This window comes from Oscillospiraceae bacterium MB24-C1, assembly GCA_030913685.1.
In the GTDB taxonomy this organism is placed as follows: domain Bacteria; phylum Bacillota; class Clostridia; order Oscillospirales; family Ruminococcaceae; genus Yanshouia.
Genome location: CP133187.1, coordinates 2,452,273 through 2,466,750 on the forward strand (window position 1 = coordinate 2,452,273; position 14,478 = coordinate 2,466,750).

At 49.7% G+C, this 14,478-nt stretch carries 23 protein-coding genes and 1 pseudogene; 22 read left to right on the forward strand and 2 right to left on the reverse strand.

Annotation, left to right across the window (positions count from 1 at the left end):
* The first annotated feature begins 175 nt into the window (after positions 1 to 175).
* The 14 genes and pseudogenes from RBH76_11655 to RBH76_11720 all read left to right on the forward strand — a co-directional run bounded on the left by RBH76_11655 (position 176) and on the right by RBH76_11720 (position 7,420).
* A complete protein-coding gene (locus RBH76_11655) occupies positions 176 to 385 on the forward strand; it encodes an XRE family transcriptional regulator (protein ID WMJ83377.1) in 210 nt (69 codons plus the stop codon).
* Between the two features lie 15 nt (positions 386 to 400).
* The gene (locus RBH76_11660; protein ID WMJ83378.1) at positions 401 to 580 is read left to right on the forward strand and encodes a hypothetical protein; all 180 of its coding nucleotides are present in this window, start codon (positions 401 to 403) and stop codon (positions 578 to 580) included.
* Complete coding sequence (locus RBH76_11665) at positions 577 to 750, forward strand: hypothetical protein (protein ID WMJ83379.1); 174 nt, start codon at positions 577 to 579, stop codon at positions 748 to 750. The genes RBH76_11660 and RBH76_11665 overlap by 4 nt, the downstream gene beginning before the upstream one ends.
* Positions 744 to 1,028: a hypothetical protein gene (locus tag RBH76_11670; protein ID WMJ83380.1), complete on the forward strand. Its 285-nt coding sequence runs from the start codon at positions 744 to 746 to the stop codon at positions 1,026 to 1,028. Before RBH76_11665 ends, RBH76_11670 begins: the two co-directional genes overlap by 7 nt.
* Positions 1,016 to 1,237 (forward strand): hypothetical protein, encoded by a 222-nt coding sequence (locus RBH76_11675; GenBank protein ID WMJ83381.1) that lies wholly within the window; start codon positions 1,016 to 1,018, stop codon positions 1,235 to 1,237. The genes RBH76_11670 and RBH76_11675 overlap by 13 nt, the downstream gene beginning before the upstream one ends.
* A complete protein-coding gene (locus RBH76_11680) occupies positions 1,224 to 1,466 on the forward strand; it encodes a hypothetical protein (GenBank protein WMJ83382.1) in 243 nt (80 codons plus the stop codon). The genes RBH76_11675 and RBH76_11680 overlap by 14 nt, the downstream gene beginning before the upstream one ends.
* 187 nt (positions 1,467 to 1,653) lie before the next feature.
* Positions 1,654 to 2,379 carry a hypothetical protein gene (locus tag RBH76_11685; protein WMJ83383.1) on the forward strand — a complete coding sequence of 242 codons (726 nt, stop codon included), beginning with the start codon at positions 1,654 to 1,656 and terminating at the stop codon, positions 2,377 to 2,379.
* A 2-nt stretch (positions 2,380 to 2,381) separates the two neighbouring features.
* Entirely contained in the window at positions 2,382 to 2,699 is a 318-nt protein-coding gene (locus RBH76_11690) for a hypothetical protein (protein WMJ83384.1), read from the forward strand.
* The gene (locus tag RBH76_11695; GenBank protein WMJ83385.1) at positions 2,696 to 3,127 is read left to right on the forward strand and encodes a VRR-NUC domain-containing protein; all 432 of its coding nucleotides are present in this window, start codon (positions 2,696 to 2,698) and stop codon (positions 3,125 to 3,127) included. The genes RBH76_11690 and RBH76_11695 overlap by 4 nt, the downstream gene beginning before the upstream one ends.
* A 201-nt stretch (positions 3,128 to 3,328) precedes the next feature.
* Entirely contained in the window at positions 3,329 to 4,321 is a 993-nt protein-coding gene (locus RBH76_11700) for a tyrosine-type recombinase/integrase (GenBank protein ID WMJ83386.1), read from the forward strand.
* Positions 4,322 to 4,330: 9 nt separating this feature from the next.
* Positions 4,331 to 4,972: a hypothetical protein gene (locus RBH76_11705; GenBank protein WMJ83387.1), complete on the forward strand. Its 642-nt coding sequence runs from the start codon at positions 4,331 to 4,333 to the stop codon at positions 4,970 to 4,972.
* 35 nt (positions 4,973 to 5,007) lie between these two features.
* A pseudogene (locus tag RBH76_11710) lies at positions 5,008 to 5,274 on the forward strand (DNA cytosine methyltransferase).
* 1,395 nt (positions 5,275 to 6,669) lie between these two features.
* A complete protein-coding gene (locus RBH76_11715) occupies positions 6,670 to 7,086 on the forward strand; it encodes a YopX family protein (protein ID WMJ83388.1) in 417 nt (138 codons plus the stop codon).
* Between the two features lie 13 nt (positions 7,087 to 7,099).
* Complete coding sequence (locus RBH76_11720; protein WMJ83389.1) at positions 7,100 to 7,420, forward strand: hypothetical protein; 321 nt, start codon at positions 7,100 to 7,102, stop codon at positions 7,418 to 7,420.
* A 281-nt stretch (positions 7,421 to 7,701) separates the two neighbouring features.
* Here RBH76_11720 and RBH76_11725 read toward each other — a convergent pair whose 3' ends face one another.
* Both RBH76_11725 and RBH76_11730 read right to left on the reverse strand, forming a co-directional pair.
* Complete coding sequence (locus RBH76_11725) at positions 7,702 to 7,914, reverse strand: cold-shock protein (protein ID WMJ83390.1); 213 nt, start codon at positions 7,912 to 7,914, stop codon at positions 7,702 to 7,704.
* A 422-nt stretch (positions 7,915 to 8,336) separates the two neighbouring features.
* Entirely contained in the window at positions 8,337 to 9,032 is a 696-nt protein-coding gene (locus RBH76_11730; protein WMJ83391.1) for a hypothetical protein, read from the reverse strand.
* 325 nt (positions 9,033 to 9,357) lie between these two features.
* Between RBH76_11730 and RBH76_11735 the strand changes: the two genes are divergently transcribed.
* The 8 genes from RBH76_11735 (at position 9,358) to RBH76_11770 (ending at position 14,477) form a co-directional block, all read left to right on the forward strand.
* The gene (locus RBH76_11735; protein WMJ83392.1) at positions 9,358 to 9,672 is read left to right on the forward strand and encodes a hypothetical protein; all 315 of its coding nucleotides are present in this window, start codon (positions 9,358 to 9,360) and stop codon (positions 9,670 to 9,672) included.
* Positions 9,673 to 9,786: 114 nt separating this feature from the next.
* Positions 9,787 to 10,134, forward strand: a complete 348-nt coding sequence (locus RBH76_11740) for a hypothetical protein (protein WMJ83393.1) — start codon at positions 9,787 to 9,789, stop codon at positions 10,132 to 10,134.
* Positions 10,131 to 10,358 carry a hypothetical protein gene (locus RBH76_11745; GenBank protein WMJ83394.1) on the forward strand — a complete coding sequence of 76 codons (228 nt, stop codon included), beginning with the start codon at positions 10,131 to 10,133 and terminating at the stop codon, positions 10,356 to 10,358. Before RBH76_11740 ends, RBH76_11745 begins: the two co-directional genes overlap by 4 nt.
* The gene (locus RBH76_11750) at positions 10,358 to 10,651 is read left to right on the forward strand and encodes an HNH endonuclease (protein WMJ83395.1); all 294 of its coding nucleotides are present in this window, start codon (positions 10,358 to 10,360) and stop codon (positions 10,649 to 10,651) included. Before RBH76_11745 ends, RBH76_11750 begins: the two co-directional genes overlap by 1 nt.
* Positions 10,652 to 10,731: 80 nt before the next feature.
* Positions 10,732 to 11,082 carry a hypothetical protein gene (locus RBH76_11755; protein ID WMJ83396.1) on the forward strand — a complete coding sequence of 117 codons (351 nt, stop codon included), beginning with the start codon at positions 10,732 to 10,734 and terminating at the stop codon, positions 11,080 to 11,082.
* A gap of 11 nt (positions 11,083 to 11,093) precedes the next feature.
* A complete protein-coding gene (locus tag RBH76_11760; GenBank protein ID WMJ83397.1) occupies positions 11,094 to 12,746 on the forward strand; it encodes a terminase large subunit in 1,653 nt (550 codons plus the stop codon).
* Positions 12,747 to 12,750: 4 nt separating this feature from the next.
* Positions 12,751 to 13,896, forward strand: a complete 1,146-nt coding sequence (locus tag RBH76_11765) for a phage portal protein (GenBank protein WMJ83398.1) — start codon at positions 12,751 to 12,753, stop codon at positions 13,894 to 13,896.
* Positions 13,893 to 14,477 carry an HK97 family phage prohead protease gene (locus RBH76_11770; protein ID WMJ83399.1) on the forward strand — a complete coding sequence of 195 codons (585 nt, stop codon included), beginning with the start codon at positions 13,893 to 13,895 and terminating at the stop codon, positions 14,475 to 14,477. The genes RBH76_11765 and RBH76_11770 overlap by 4 nt, the downstream gene beginning before the upstream one ends.
* The last annotated feature ends 1 nt before the right edge of the window (position 14,478 follow it).

Here is a 14,478-nt window from a genome sequence, read left to right on the forward strand (position 1 = left end):
CTCCTTTTTAGTCAAAACATAAATTATACAATCGAGTATTAATTTTAGGGTTGACTATTATACGTATGCGTAGTAATATGCAGATATAACATACGCACACGTGTATTTATTGTTTGGTCACGCTCTTAATATATTACACATAAGCGTAAATGTCAACGTTTTAGGAGGTGAAAACTTGTCGGAAGTTAAAATTTGTCAATATGGCAAGGAGATTAAAAAGCGCCTTGTAGACATCGACAAAACGCAAGAGTGGCTAATTAGCCAAGTTTCACAAGATACGGGGCTATATTTTGACCGCTCGTATTTGCATAAGGTGATGGCGGGCAGAAACAACAACCCCAAAATCAAGGACAGCATCAACAAAGTGCTGGGGATGGCGGGGTAGAAGGGAGAATCGAGTATGGCAAATGAGCTTTACATAAAAGAATGCGTGTACCCGGACGGCACACCGGTCGAAAGTCTGCCGGTTGGGCCGTTTGTAGAAATACTGGCACAAAAGGCGGCTGAAATCATTCGCGCCGGTGGCGTAGAGGCTTGGAAAGCCAAGCAAGCCGCCGCCAAAAGGAGGCCCGCAAGATGAACCCAATAATCACCGGCGATGCGCTGAAACTGCTGGAGCAGTTTGTTGAGTATGCCACTAACCCCAATACCTGCGTAGCACTGGCCGACGCGATGTATTACGACCATGAAGCATTCTACCGCCGGGCGAAGCAGCTTAAATCGCAGTTGGAAAAGAGCGGCCTATGCTGACCGCCCCGAAAATTACCCATGACATGCGCCTTGCCTCGCTGAAAGGTTGCCGGACAATACGACGGAAACGCCTTTCATCCTATTTCAAGCGGCTGTTTGCCTTAAAGAGCATCTTTCTTGCTGAGACAGCGCGCGCCAGACTGAAGCGTATTTTTACGATTACTGGCCTTATTGTAATGCTGCTGCCCGCCGTGATACATATTGTTTATTTACCGTCGCGGGTGAGCCTCGTGTTGTTGGGACTGTTCCTGATCGGGTGGGGGAGGTGGCAGTTATAGCAACCACTACCGCTATGAAGCGCTCAGAGCTGCACCGCCTTGTGGATGATGCCATCGAGCGGGCAATGTGGGACGAGAACCCGCTTGTCGCATGGCAAAACTTTATAAATATCCTCGAAACGGATGGTCGCCGCGCCATTGGGGACAAGCTCGAAGCGAGCGGGCGTAACCGCTATACCGGGGAGGTGCGCGAGAATGTCGGAGCATGACACACGCTGCCCGATCTGCGGAAAGACACCGGAACAACAGCGGTCATGGGTACGCTGTCCGAAGCATCAGGCACCCGTCTGCTTGACCCATTGTTACAGCGGTTGCCCACTCCTCGACCAGAGCAGCAGCCGCACCGTTTGCAACTTCTACCAAAGCAAAGAGGCCCGACAATTTGCCGAGCCAACGCACCGGGACGCGCCCCCGGCATCAAAGCGCATAAAGAGATAGGGCATCGCCGCCGCAAACGGTGATGCCCCTAAAATACCCAACGCTTTCGCGTCAACTGAACATAAATATTATAACATATTTGCGCGAATAAATCAATTGAAAAGTGCGCCAGAATGCGCCTTTTAGCTTGATTAAGGGGTATTAACTTTTGGTTCGCCCGCCCCGAGGGGGACAGAAGGAACAAAGCATGCCCTACTGTAAGAGAACGACCGACGCCGGTCGAACCCGAGAGGTAGAACTAAGGCAGCGGGCAGTTCGCAGCCAGTCAACAGGATCGGGGGAAGAGTGGCATAAGCCATCCCCCGAAGAGATCGCAAGGGTAAACCGCAGTAACGCCCTTCGGCGGCTGCGCCATATCCTAAATGCAAATTTTGGCCCGGAAGATATATGGGTGACGTTTACTTATCGCAAAGAGCTGCGCCCGACTACTGCTGAAGCATTAGTCCATTATCACACCTTAATGCAGAATATCAGAAAAATATATTCTGCTGAAAACGTCCCACTGCGGTATGTGGCTGTCACAGAACAAAGACCATCGAAGAAATCGCACCATCACATGGTGCTGCCGGGCATCAAGCTGAGACAGCTGCAGGCGCTATGGCCATATGGCCATGTCAATGTGCGCCCGCTCGATGAATCCGGGCAATATCGCAGGTTGGCAGAGTATATCTTTGCCCACACCGACACACCCGAGCGGGTGGGAAATCGCTGGAAATGCTCAAAAGGGCTAGACAGGCCGAAACCGAAACAGAAAACCATCAAGGCCAAACATTGGCGAGAGGGCGTCAAAGTACCAAAAGGCTGGATGCTCGACCCGCAGACCGAACCGGAGCGGGGGCGAAATCCATACAGCGGGGCCGAATACCTGCGCTACACCCTCATACGTTTAAAGCCGATCAAAAGGAGATGTTGAAAATGAATAGTCGTGCAAAGAAAAAATTAACCCGCTCGTGGCAAGATCGGGACTGGAACCGGAACCGAAAGTGTTGGCACAGGTTTCCGGTGCCGTTAGGTCAATCTTGCTGGGTGCTTGTAACAAATGATGAAAACCAGTGGCAGCCGATCGAAAAGAAATTGGCCGGTATCGTCGAGATTTATGTTTTAGGCTTAAGCAGAAAATATGCCGTTCGGGATGTGGACGGTGATATACCGGGCTTTGTTTACCCGCATGATCTGTTTGAATCCTTCGAGCAGGCAGACCAAGAGGCTGAAAGGAGGAACCGCCAGCAATGAAATATCCTATTCAATCTAGTGAGGACAACGAACAGCAGCAGCTTATTGCATGGGCCGCATGGCAGACTGCCCGTCACCCGGAATTACAGCTGTTGTATCATGTACCAAACGAGGGCAAGCGCGGCCTTGCCGGTGGCGCTCACCAAAAGCGGTTAGGACTACGAGCGGGCGTTCCCGATCTGTGCCTGCCGGTGGCGCGCGATACATACCATGGTCTTTATATTGAAATGAAATTCGGGAAAAACCGTCCAGACAAAAGTCAAACGTGGTGGATAGAACAGCTTGTCGGTCAAGGCTATTGCGTTGCGGTTTGCTATTCCTGCGAGGATGCCGCCCGGGTGATTATGCGATATATCGCAGGAACCGAGGAAACAGGGCTGTATCAACCGCGCACCCTTCCGCAAAATGGGAAAGGGTATTCAGGATGAAATATGCCGAGTTGATTATCACCTACCCGGATTATGCCCGCCTGATTAACCGCATGGATGTACTGTTAACATCCGGAAGTCGCCCCAGTGACCTGCTGCCGGATGCTTACAGCTGGATAGAGCGGCACATGCGTCCAGAGGATAGGCACCCAGCGCGGACGAAGTTAGAAACCTTTTGTCGTTTGAGGATGGAGGGTAATCATGAAAGAGCAGCTAACACGCGAGATTATCAACGCGGCGTTAGTGTTTTTGGAAACACCGCAGATTGAGCAGTTGCAACAGTGCATTACCATCGCGCTGCACAGTTACGAGATCAGTCTTGCCGAGACTGCAATGGTACCTGTTGAGAGTTTGACCGAGCGGGTGTTTAAGACATTTTTTGTAAGCAAGAAGATTGAAGGACTATCTGAAAAATCCCTTAAATACTACGCAATGGAGATTAAGGCGCTGATTGAATTTATCCAAAAGCCATTAGATCAAATAGGCACAGATGATATTAGGTTTTACTTAGTAAAACAATCACAAAAAGGCATATCAAAGGTGACACTTGACAATAAGCGCCGAGTGTTCAACAGCTTCTTCAGTTGGGCATACAACGAGGATTACATAGAGAAAAACCCCATGCGAAAGATTAAGAAGATTAAAACGGAAAAGATTATCAAGCAACCATTCACAGAGGAACAGGTGGAAGTGCTGCGCGGGGCCTGCCGGACACTACGCGAAACCGCCATGGTGGAACTATTCGCATCTACGGGAATGCGTGTTGGTGAAATGGAAACGCTGGAGATCAGCCGTATTGACTTTCTGACTGGTGAGGTAATCGTATATGGAAAGGGTGCAAAAGAGCGCGTGACATATCTAAACGCTCGCGCAAAGCTGCACCTTATGCGCTACCTAAAAAGCCGCCAAGACGATTGCCCCGCCGTGATTGTTCGCGAAAAGGGCGAGGTAAAGGGATTATCCATAAGCCGGATCGAGAAGATCATAAAGGCTATAGGCGAGCGGGCAGGGGTAGAGAACACGCACCCGCACAGATTTAGGCGCACGACTGCCACAACCGCCATAGGGCGGGGAATGCCTATCGAGCAGGTGCAGCAGATGTTGGGGCATACGTCGATTGAGACAACGACCCGTTATGCCGTTGTAAGCCAGAAAAATGTAAAGGCCAGCCATGAAAGATATCTGGCGGGATAGGAGGATAGCATGAAAATTAAAGATGTGGCAACTCTGTGCAAGAAAAACAAAATAGCAATTCTATATGAAAGTGGCGCGGATGATTCCGTTGAGCAGTATGTCGGTGACGGTGCCGCTATTTATAAACTGTTTGGGTTGCCCTATCTGGACACATCCAATTTACTCACGATCTTTGATGTGCCGGAGAAAGACCGCACCAAGTGGCTTGTGAACAGTCGAGTACTACCGGAGGGTATCAATCTGTCTGACTGCTGCGAGGGTGAGCAGCTCATAGATGAGCGGGGCACCTATCCTGAAATTGTTTATGCCGGACGGGTATTAAAGCCGCTGGAAATCAGCAACGGAATAATTCTCATTCAAACCAAATATCTAAAGCCTGTTTCCGACGAGCAGGAAATGCAAGAGCTATACGAGCGCAAGACTAGGGACGGCCTGTCCTATATCGTTGTTAAAACCGGCCTCATAGCGCAGGCGGCCATTATGCCTATGCAGATGCCGGGGGGTAAATTTGCCGATTCTCTGGCTGCGCTGGCGTCACAGATCAGACGATCCGCCGAGCGAGCCAAAGCCGATAAGCAGGCCGAGCAGCTTGCCAAAATGGGACTGACCATAAATCAGGACACCGGAGAAGTACAGGAAATACAACGATAAACCATGATTTATCAGACAACGAGAGGTAAGACGAAATGATACACCTCGGAGATATTAGCAAGATAGACGGCTCTAAAATTGAGCCGGTGGACGTTATAACATTTGGCTCACCTTGCCAAGACCTTAGCGTCGCGGGAAAGCGAAAAGGTTTAAGTGGTGAGCGTAGCGGCCTGTTTATGGAGGCCGTGAGAATCATCCGTGAAATGAGGGAAGCAACCGATGGATTATATCCAAACTACGCTATTTGGGAAAACGTGCCCGGAGCATTTAGCAGTAATGGCGGGCGAGACTTTGCCGCCGTCCTTGAAGAATTGTGTAGACTTTGCGACCCACGAGCCAGAATTAATTTGCCCGATAAAGGCAAGTGGCGAAAGGCGGATTACTTTTGCGATGGAAGCTGGTCAATCGCCTACCGTGTATTCGATGCACAGTTTTGGGGAGTGCCCCAGCGTCGCCGTAGAATCGCGCTTGTCGTGGATTTTAGAGGAAACACCGCACCCGAAATACTTTTTGAGCGCCAAGGCTTGCGAAGGAATTTTACGCCGAGCCGAAAAGCGCGGGAAGAAGTTGCCGGAGATATTGGAGAGGGCGCTAAAGTCTACAATGAGAGCGGACAAGGATACTGGATGCCCGGATTTGGATGCCTGAGGGCAGAGGGAGAAAACAGGCCAAGCAGGCCGTCACATTGTATTTGTTATGGATTTACGAACAGAGGGCTTGTAAGCGGGGATGTAGCTGAAACCGCAAGAAGTGAGTGTCATGGCGCGCTGCCAATGGTTTGCTACGGAATCGGCGGATATAACAGTGCCGGGATGATGTCAGATAACCCAAAAGCCGGATTTTATGAAGCCAACACCTCGCGCACATTAGACTGCAACGGCGGCAACCCTGCTTGCAATCAAGGCGGTATTGCGGTGGTACAATCGGTAACGCTTGATTGTCGAAACATGGCCGTAAATCCAGAACTAAGCGGAACAATACAGGCTAAAAACAACGGTGGTCAATCGCTTAATTACATAAATCCAGTAATGCACCCGCAAGTCGTGGGAACACTCGCCGCCAGCGGAGCGGGTACCGACAGACCGGCAGGGCAGAAAAACGAAACGGATTTTTGCATTGCGTATTCACAGCAGCGCAGTGACGAGTATATGAAAAACGATGTCGTTAGCACACAAAGCGCAAGGCAGTATAAGGACGCAACTGACCTTATCGTGAATTTATGGCACTGGGTTGTTCGTCGCCTCACCCCATTGGAATGTGAACGCTTGCAAGGTTACCCTGATTACTGGACGGATGTGCCGCCAATTACTGAGCTTTCAGAGCAGGATATGGCCTTTTGGCGAGAGGTATTTAATACCTGGGACGATATCAACGGCGTTAAGCATCACAGCGACAAGCAAATACTTAAATGGCTTTCCGAGCCGCCCGCAGACGGTCCGCGATACAAGAGCCTTGGAAACAGCATAGCACGCCCATCTTGGAAATGGGTATTGAAGCGCTTATCTGCACAATTCGAGCGGGATGCCACGCTGGGCAGCCTGTTTGATGGCATTGGCGGGTTCCCACTGATATGGGAGCAGATCAACGGCGCAGGTTCGGCGCGGTGGGCGAGTGAGATTGAGCCGTTCCCAATTCGTGTGACGTGGACAAGGTTTTCCCGGAGATAACAACAAATTGTAATTTGGAGGTACATAAAAATGCGAGAAATATTATTTCGCGGTAAGCGAATTGATAACGAAAAATGGATTGAGGGTGGTTATTGGCTCAACGAAACACCGACCAGACAAACGCACCACATCATTGATTGCGATGGTAATTCTCACGTTGTCGGCCCCTCCACCATCGGCCAATTCACCGGCCTAACCGACATAAACCGTACCAAGATTTTTGAGGGCGATATTGTTAAATACCGCCACGGTGGAGAGTTTGCGGATACCGGAGTTTATTACCGTAATTATGAAATTCAGTTTTGCAATTCATATGTTAGGTGCGGATTTCGTTTTCACAATGGCAGCATCAACTTTGCGTGCAAGCAATCAACGCTAGGCGCTGGGGACTGCGAAATCATTGGTAAAATCCACGACAACCCCGAGCTTTTACAGGCCGCTAAATAACAGGAGGTGCATCATGAGCAAATTTGACTTTATGACGTTTGGGTATGACGCCGGGGACGAGGATATGTTTGTCACCCACGCCAGTAAATACACCGCAGAAGAAACGGTCGTGCTTTGCAAGCGAGAATGTGCGTACAAATTCCGCGACCGCACCATTTTCCACAACCGAATTTTAAAAGCTTTGCGCGAACCCACCGTTTCCGATGTGCAGGATATGTACTGCGCCTTTCGGTTTGGGAACCCAGAGTGGCCAGACGGATGTTATGCGCTTGTAGGCCCAACGGAACGCGGCGCGTTTCCTGTTCGCGTGATTGATTTCGGGCGGCTGGTATAGGCCGCTAAATAACAGTTTATCGACGGATTGCCGACAGAAAGGACGCAAGTATGAAAAAAGCAGAGGAAAAATAGGCAAAAAAAATCCAGGGCCAGCAACTGCCCCGGGTCTCTTCCTTTTGACTATCTCTCACTTACATAAGGGACTTCGTCTTCGTAGATCAGATCATCTACATCTATGTCGCCAATATTTAGAAACACGCTTAATTCTCCTTCCTCAATTTATAATTGTATACCCCACACAAATCCGCTCCTGTGAAGAAGCGGATTGTGTAGCGAGGGTTAAGCTACACGAACGTTAACGGCGCGCAGCTTGCGGGAATCCTTGGGGTCGGGTTCGGTATCAAAGAAAACCTTCTGCCCCTCGACCAGCGATTTAAAACCGTTGCTTTGAATGGCAGAGAAGTGAACAAACACATCCTCGCCGCCTTCGTCGTTGGCGATAAACCCAAATCCTTTGCCCTCGTTGAACCACTTGACAGTACCTTTATTCATAAAGTACCTCCTGAAAAAAAGTTATCCTACAACAAAAATAAAAACCACGGGTGAAATAAGTCAAACGAAAATTGACTTACAACCCGCGGCGATCAATTCGTACATTTAGAACACTCGTTAAGTATACCCGGTTTGTCCAGTATTGTCAAGATAAATATTTGAGCATAAAACAGTTGGCTAATATTTTGCTGATGCAACAAACAATAGAAAGGACGTGACAGCATGACTACACACGACATAATCAAGGGCATACCGCTTGAACGCCTTGCTGAAATATGTGAGGCCGAGAGACAGGGAGGGTGTACAACTGATAAATATTTAGAGCGCCTTGAATATCAAGACGCCCTTATTAGCGCATATCAATCGCTTTTAAAACAAAGCACGGAACTTTGTACACAGTTATTAAAAAAACTGTGAAGAAATCAGAGAGGTAGTATATCCGACGCCTCCTTGGTCATTAATTCCATTTCAATCCATCGAACAGTTACTTCTATGAGACGCTTTAAGTCTTGGACATCCTTGTTTTCATGCTTGCGAATATAATGTGTCTCATCATTTCCGATCCAAACGGCACGTTCTGCGACAATCTTAAGCTGGGGATTTTCTATATATGTTTTTATGCAAGGTCCCAAAGGCGCGCGTTTAATCTTGTCGTGTTCAGATTCTTCTAAACTGGAAATTAAATAGTCCTTAATTAAAAATTCTATAGCTTTGCGATAGCCTATTCCTGCGATCTCAGATAGATTGGCGCACTCGGCAGAATGTGCCTCATTATAAATTTTTACAAAGGAGGGAGAGATATCATTGATATAAGTAGAAAATAAAACAGGAGTTGCGGGATTTGGTGCCAAAAAAAACGGCGTGGATTCGACTTCCACGAGATAGACGGCAGTGCCAGTATTCTGAACATCCATGCTTTGAATAGCTTTGACAAATGCGCTGCAACACCCCCTGCATTCAAAAAATACATATGCCGACCGTTGCTGGCTACTAGCATATGCATAAAGAAAGTTAGGCTTAATTGCCTTTTTGCATAAAGGGCATTCGTCCGGTTCGAAAAAACGAAGAGTCACCTTGCCACCGCTGGGCGTCTTAGCTTCTTTTTCTATTCTTAGCATGGCTATTACCTCCACAGTTTTGCTATTATTCTACCACATTATTACATATGCGACAAGAAGGCCACTAAATGAACGTTTATCTGACCGAGGATAAATGAAATGAAATATTTTTGCATTGTGGTTGTTTATGTTGCATGGTTTGCTCTAATAGGATTTTTATGCTGGCATTTTAATTCATTGTGGCCGTGTTTACTTTTACTAACAACACCTTAAACATACAGTAAAAAATTCAATCTGAAAAGGTGGTGATAAATTGAGAGATTACCAGCGCCAGCGGAGAAACCCATACCTCTTACCGCACAACGTTTATAAGCAGGTTCTTTACATGGCAAAAGATTATGATCGCCTACGCGCAGAACGTGAAGACATATTATGCGCTATGCCAATTCATGACGGTATGCCGCGCACTACTGATCCAGCAGACCAAACATATAGTAAAGCGGAACGACTGAGCCGAATTGAAGATCAAATTAGAGCCATCGAGCGGGCGGTGGAAAAGATACCTGAAGAATATCGGCGCGGTGTGTGGAATAACGTCCTCTATGGTATGCCCTACCCGATTATAGCCGGAAGTGCAACGTGGCAGCGATGGCGCTCTCGTTATATTTGGTACGTTGCTAAAAATGCCGGTTTAGCCTAGTTGATAGTTAGGGGCAAAAATCAAGTGGTATTATAAGGGCAATGAAAGTATGCAATCAGAAAAGCCGAGGATGATTCCCCGGCTTTTCCTATTTCAGAAGGGATGTGCCAAAGCATGAAAAACTACACGGCAGTAAAGTGCCTAAAATGCGGAAAGATAAACCTTTTCCCGTTCAATATGGCGGACGGATGCAACTGCGTTTCGTGCAGGGGATATACTGTGCCAATAGGTGACGCTGTTATATCGGGACGTATTTTCAGAAATATGAGCAACAAGCAAGCCGAGGTTACAATCCCGATCCAATATCCGTTATTAATAATCAGGACGCCGCTCATGAATGACCACGACAGGGAACTTTTGCGACAAAGCATAATGCATCAAATGAGAGATGGCGTGGTTACTATCCACGGCAGACATGATATTTCAGTAATTTCAGAGGATGGGAGCGTGACAAAATTATGAGCGATGAACTTTACAAGCAGCAGTTTGCCGAATGGCTTAATGAACAAAAGATAAGAGTGCGCGAATTTGAAAGAACCATTGAAACCCTTAGGGCCTTGATTGCATCCACTGAAAAACAGCTGACTTTTCATTTACAGGGTGCAAATGCTGCAATTAAGGAATACAACGCGTGGGCAAAAGAGAATTTGCAGGAGCAAGTTCCCGCTTTGGTTGTAGATGAATAATGGCAAAGGAATGGGCGAAAGCATTCTACAATTCAACAGCATGGCAAGCCTGCCGGGATAGCTACATTGCATCGGTGTTCGGCCTGTGTGAACGCTGTGGCAAACCGGGCGACATCGTTCACCACAAAACCATCCTCACACCGCATAACATCAACGACCCGGGTGTCACACTCAACCATGCAAGGCTGGAATATCTCTGTCAGGAGTGCCACAACAAAGAACATGCCGCGCGGCAGCAAGAGCGCCCGCAGCGGTACCGGTGGGGGGCAGATGGAACGGTACTCCCCCCTTAAAAAATTTTCAATTATCAATGTCTCAAGACCGAGAGGGGCCATTCATTTTTTACCGCAGGGTCGCGAAGGGGGGTGTACCCATGGAAAATAAGCCAGAAAAAACTAAAGCAGAGCGGATCAAGAAGGAGAAGAACAGACTTAACAAAATCTACAAGGTTTTGGAGCCGGGTAAGTATGCGCTCGCCTTTCCGCTGATCGAAAACGCGGCGTTTATGCGTGTCACGCTGGACGACCTGCAGGCGTCGCTCAACTCCAACGGCTGCAGCGAGGACTACCGGAACGGGGCCAACCAGTTCGGGAAGAAAGCCTCGTCCGATTTGCAGGCGTACAACAGCCTTTTCAAGAATTACAACACCGTCATGGAACGGCTTGAAAAACTGCTGCCGCCGGAGCAGCGAAAGTCCAAGCTTGACGCGATGCGCGGCGAGTAAGGGGGGAGCGGATGAACTACATACTGGAGTATTACCAGAAAATCAAGGCCGGGGAAATCATCGTCGGCAAGTGGATTTTGCTAGTGTACGAATATATCGTGAACGGGCTGGAAAACGGCTCGTTTTTCTTTTCCTCGAAAAAGGCGAGTAAGGCCATCCGGTTTGTGGAGGCGTTTTGTCACCATTGCGAGGGGCGCAGCGACCTGATCCGGCTGGAGCTGTGGCAAAAGGCGATACTTTCCTGCATCTTCGGCATTGTGGACGCGGAGGGCCTGCGGGTGTTCCGCGAGGTTTTAATCGTCATGATGCGCAAGCAGGGCAAGACGCTTTTCGCCTCGGCTATTATCGCCTATATGGCGTATCTCGATGGCGAGTATGGCGCAAAGGTCTATTGCCTCGCGCCGAAGCTGGAGCAGGCCGCCATCGTGTACGAAAACTTTTATCAGATGGTGGAAAAGGAGCCGGAATTGTCGGCGCTCGCCAAGAAACGCCGGTCAGATATTTACATCGCGGACTACAACACCAGCATCAAGCCTATTGCATTCAACGCCAAGAAGTCGGACGGCTTCAACCCGCATTTGGTGATCTGCGACGAGATCGCGGGCTGGTCAGGCGAGGCGGGGCTGCGGCAGTATGAGGTCATGAAGTCGGCGCTGGGCGCTAGGCGGCAGCCGCTCATTTTGTCAATCTCCACGGCGGGCTATGTCAACGATTCGATTTATGACGAACTGGTCAAGCGCGCCACGGCCTTTCTGCTGGGCAGTAGCCGCGAGCGTCGCCTGTTGCCGTTTCTGTACATGATCGACGACCCGGACAAGTGGAACGACATCAACGAGCTGCAGAAAGCGGGGCCGAACCTCGGCGTGTCGGTGGCGGTGGATTTCCTACTGGAAGAGATCGCGGTCGCCGAAAATAGCCTTTCAAAGCGGGCGGAGTTTCTGACCAAATACTGCAACATCAAGCAGAACGCCTCCGTCGCGTGGCTGGACTACCAGACGGTGGACAAGGCCGCGAACACAAAGGAGCCGTACAGCCTCGAGGATTTCCGTTCTTCCTATTGCGTGGGTGGTATCGACCTTTCGCAGACCACCGACCTGACCGCCTGCTGCGTGGTAATCGAGCGGGAGGGTAAACTGTACACCTTTGCAAAATTCTTTATGCCCGCGTCCCGGCTGGAGGCGGCGCAAGCAGAGGACGGCGTCCCGTATGAGCTGTTCCGTCAGCGTGGGCTTTTGCAGCTTTCGGGCGAGAACTATGTGGACTATCGGGACTGCTTTAACTGGTTCCGCGAACTGGTGGAAGAGTATGAAATTTTGCCGCTTAAAATAGGCTACGACCGTTATTCGGCGCAGTATCTCGTAGAAGAAATGAAGCAATATGGCTTTCACATGGACGACGTGCATCAAGGTGAGAACCTCACGCCGGTGATCCGGGAGTTTGAGGGAATATTGAAAGACGGCGCTTTTAACATGGGCGACAATGCGCTGTTAAAGGCGCATTTCCTGAATGTGGCTCTGAAACACAACAGCGAGACAAGAAAGTTCCGCCCGGTGAAGATCGGCCAGCGCGAGCGCATTGACGGCTTTGTCGCTGTGATCGACGCCATGACAGTGCGCCAAAAATGGTATGCCGACATTGGCGAGCAGCTAAAAAATGAGGGGTGATAATTTGGGACTTTTCGAGAGCATTTTTAAACGGCCCAACCGCGCCAACAATGTCGGGCAGTATTTCCAAACCCTGACGGCCTACCGCCCGGCGTTCACGTCGTTTGATGGCGGGCTGTATGAAATGGAACTAACCCGCGCAGCGATTCACGCGGTGGCGAACCACGTCAGCAAGCTAAAACCGGAGGTAATCGGATCCGCAAAGCCGCATTTAAAACGCACATTGACATACCGACCGAATCCGTTTTCGTCAACACCGCAGTTTTTGTACCGGCTGGCTACCATTCTGCTGGTGAATAACACGGCGTTTCTCGTACCAATTGAGGACGCATTCGAGGACATCATCGGGTATTATCCAGCGCTGCCGCAGCTTTGCGAGGTCATGGACGTGGGCGGCAGGCCGTACCTGCGCTATACCTTTTCGAGCGGGAAACGCGCGACCATTGAGCTGGAACGGACAGGCGTGTTGACGATGCACCAGTACCGCGACGACTTTTTCGGAGAAACAAATGCGGCTATGTACCCGACCATGCAGCTGATCCATACACAGAATCAGGGCATTGAGGAGGGTGTCAAAAATTCGGCGACCTTCCGATTCATGGCGCAAGCCTCAAACTTCGCAAAGGGCACCGATTTGGCTGCCGAGCGCAAGCGCTTTACCGCTGAGAACTTCGCCGCCGAAGAATCGGGCGGGTTGTTGCTGTTTCCAAACGGGTACACCAACATTCAGCAGATTAAAAGCCAGCCGTTCGTGGTGGATGCCGCTCAGATGCAGGCTATTCAGGCGAATGTGTTTAACTACTTCGGAGTAAATGAGGAAATCTTGCAGAACAAGGCTATTGGTGACAGCTGGGCGGCGTTCTATGAGGGGCAGATCGAGCCGCTTTCCATTCAGATATCCACCGTCATGACCAATATGACCTTCACTGACCGCGAGCGTTCAACCGGCAACCAGATTTTTCTCACCGCCAACCGGCTGCAGTATATGACCAACAACGATAAGTTGCGGGTGTCGACGCTGATGTTCGACCGTGGCCTTATGAACCGCAACGAAATACGGGAGATTTGGAACCTGCCGTCGCTGGAGGATGGAGACGGTTATTACATTCGCGGTGAATATCACCCGACAAAGGAGGAACCGCTTAAATGACAAAAGACAGGCAGCACCGCACATTTGAAATTCGTGCGGCGGGCGACGGCATGACCGTGGAGGGCTACGCAGCAACCTTTGAGCAGCCCACCATTCTGTATGAATGCGAGGGGGTTAAATATTACGAGGTCATTGCGCGCGGGGCGTTCACCGGTGCGCAGATGTCCGACGTGATGATGAACTATAACCACCGGGGCAAGCCGGTGGCCAGAACCAAAAACGGCACCCTAACGCTAGAGGTGGACGACTTGGGCCTTAAAATCAAGGCCGACCTTTCCGGCACCGAAGAGGGGCGCAGACTTTACGAAGAGGTCAAGGGCGGTTACATAGATAAAATGTCCTTTTCCTTTAAGGCAGACCCCAACCGGGACAGCTACGACAGGCTAACCCACACACGGCGTATTTCCGGATTCGAGCGCATTTTTGACGTGGCGGCGGTCGATATTCCGGCTTACGATAGCACCAGCATTTCGGCACGTTCCTTTTTTGAGGCGCAGGCCGAAGCAGAGGCGGCGGAGGCCGTCCAACACCGAAACGCAGCCAAAAAGCTGATATTAAATTTAACAACGGAGGGATTTTAGC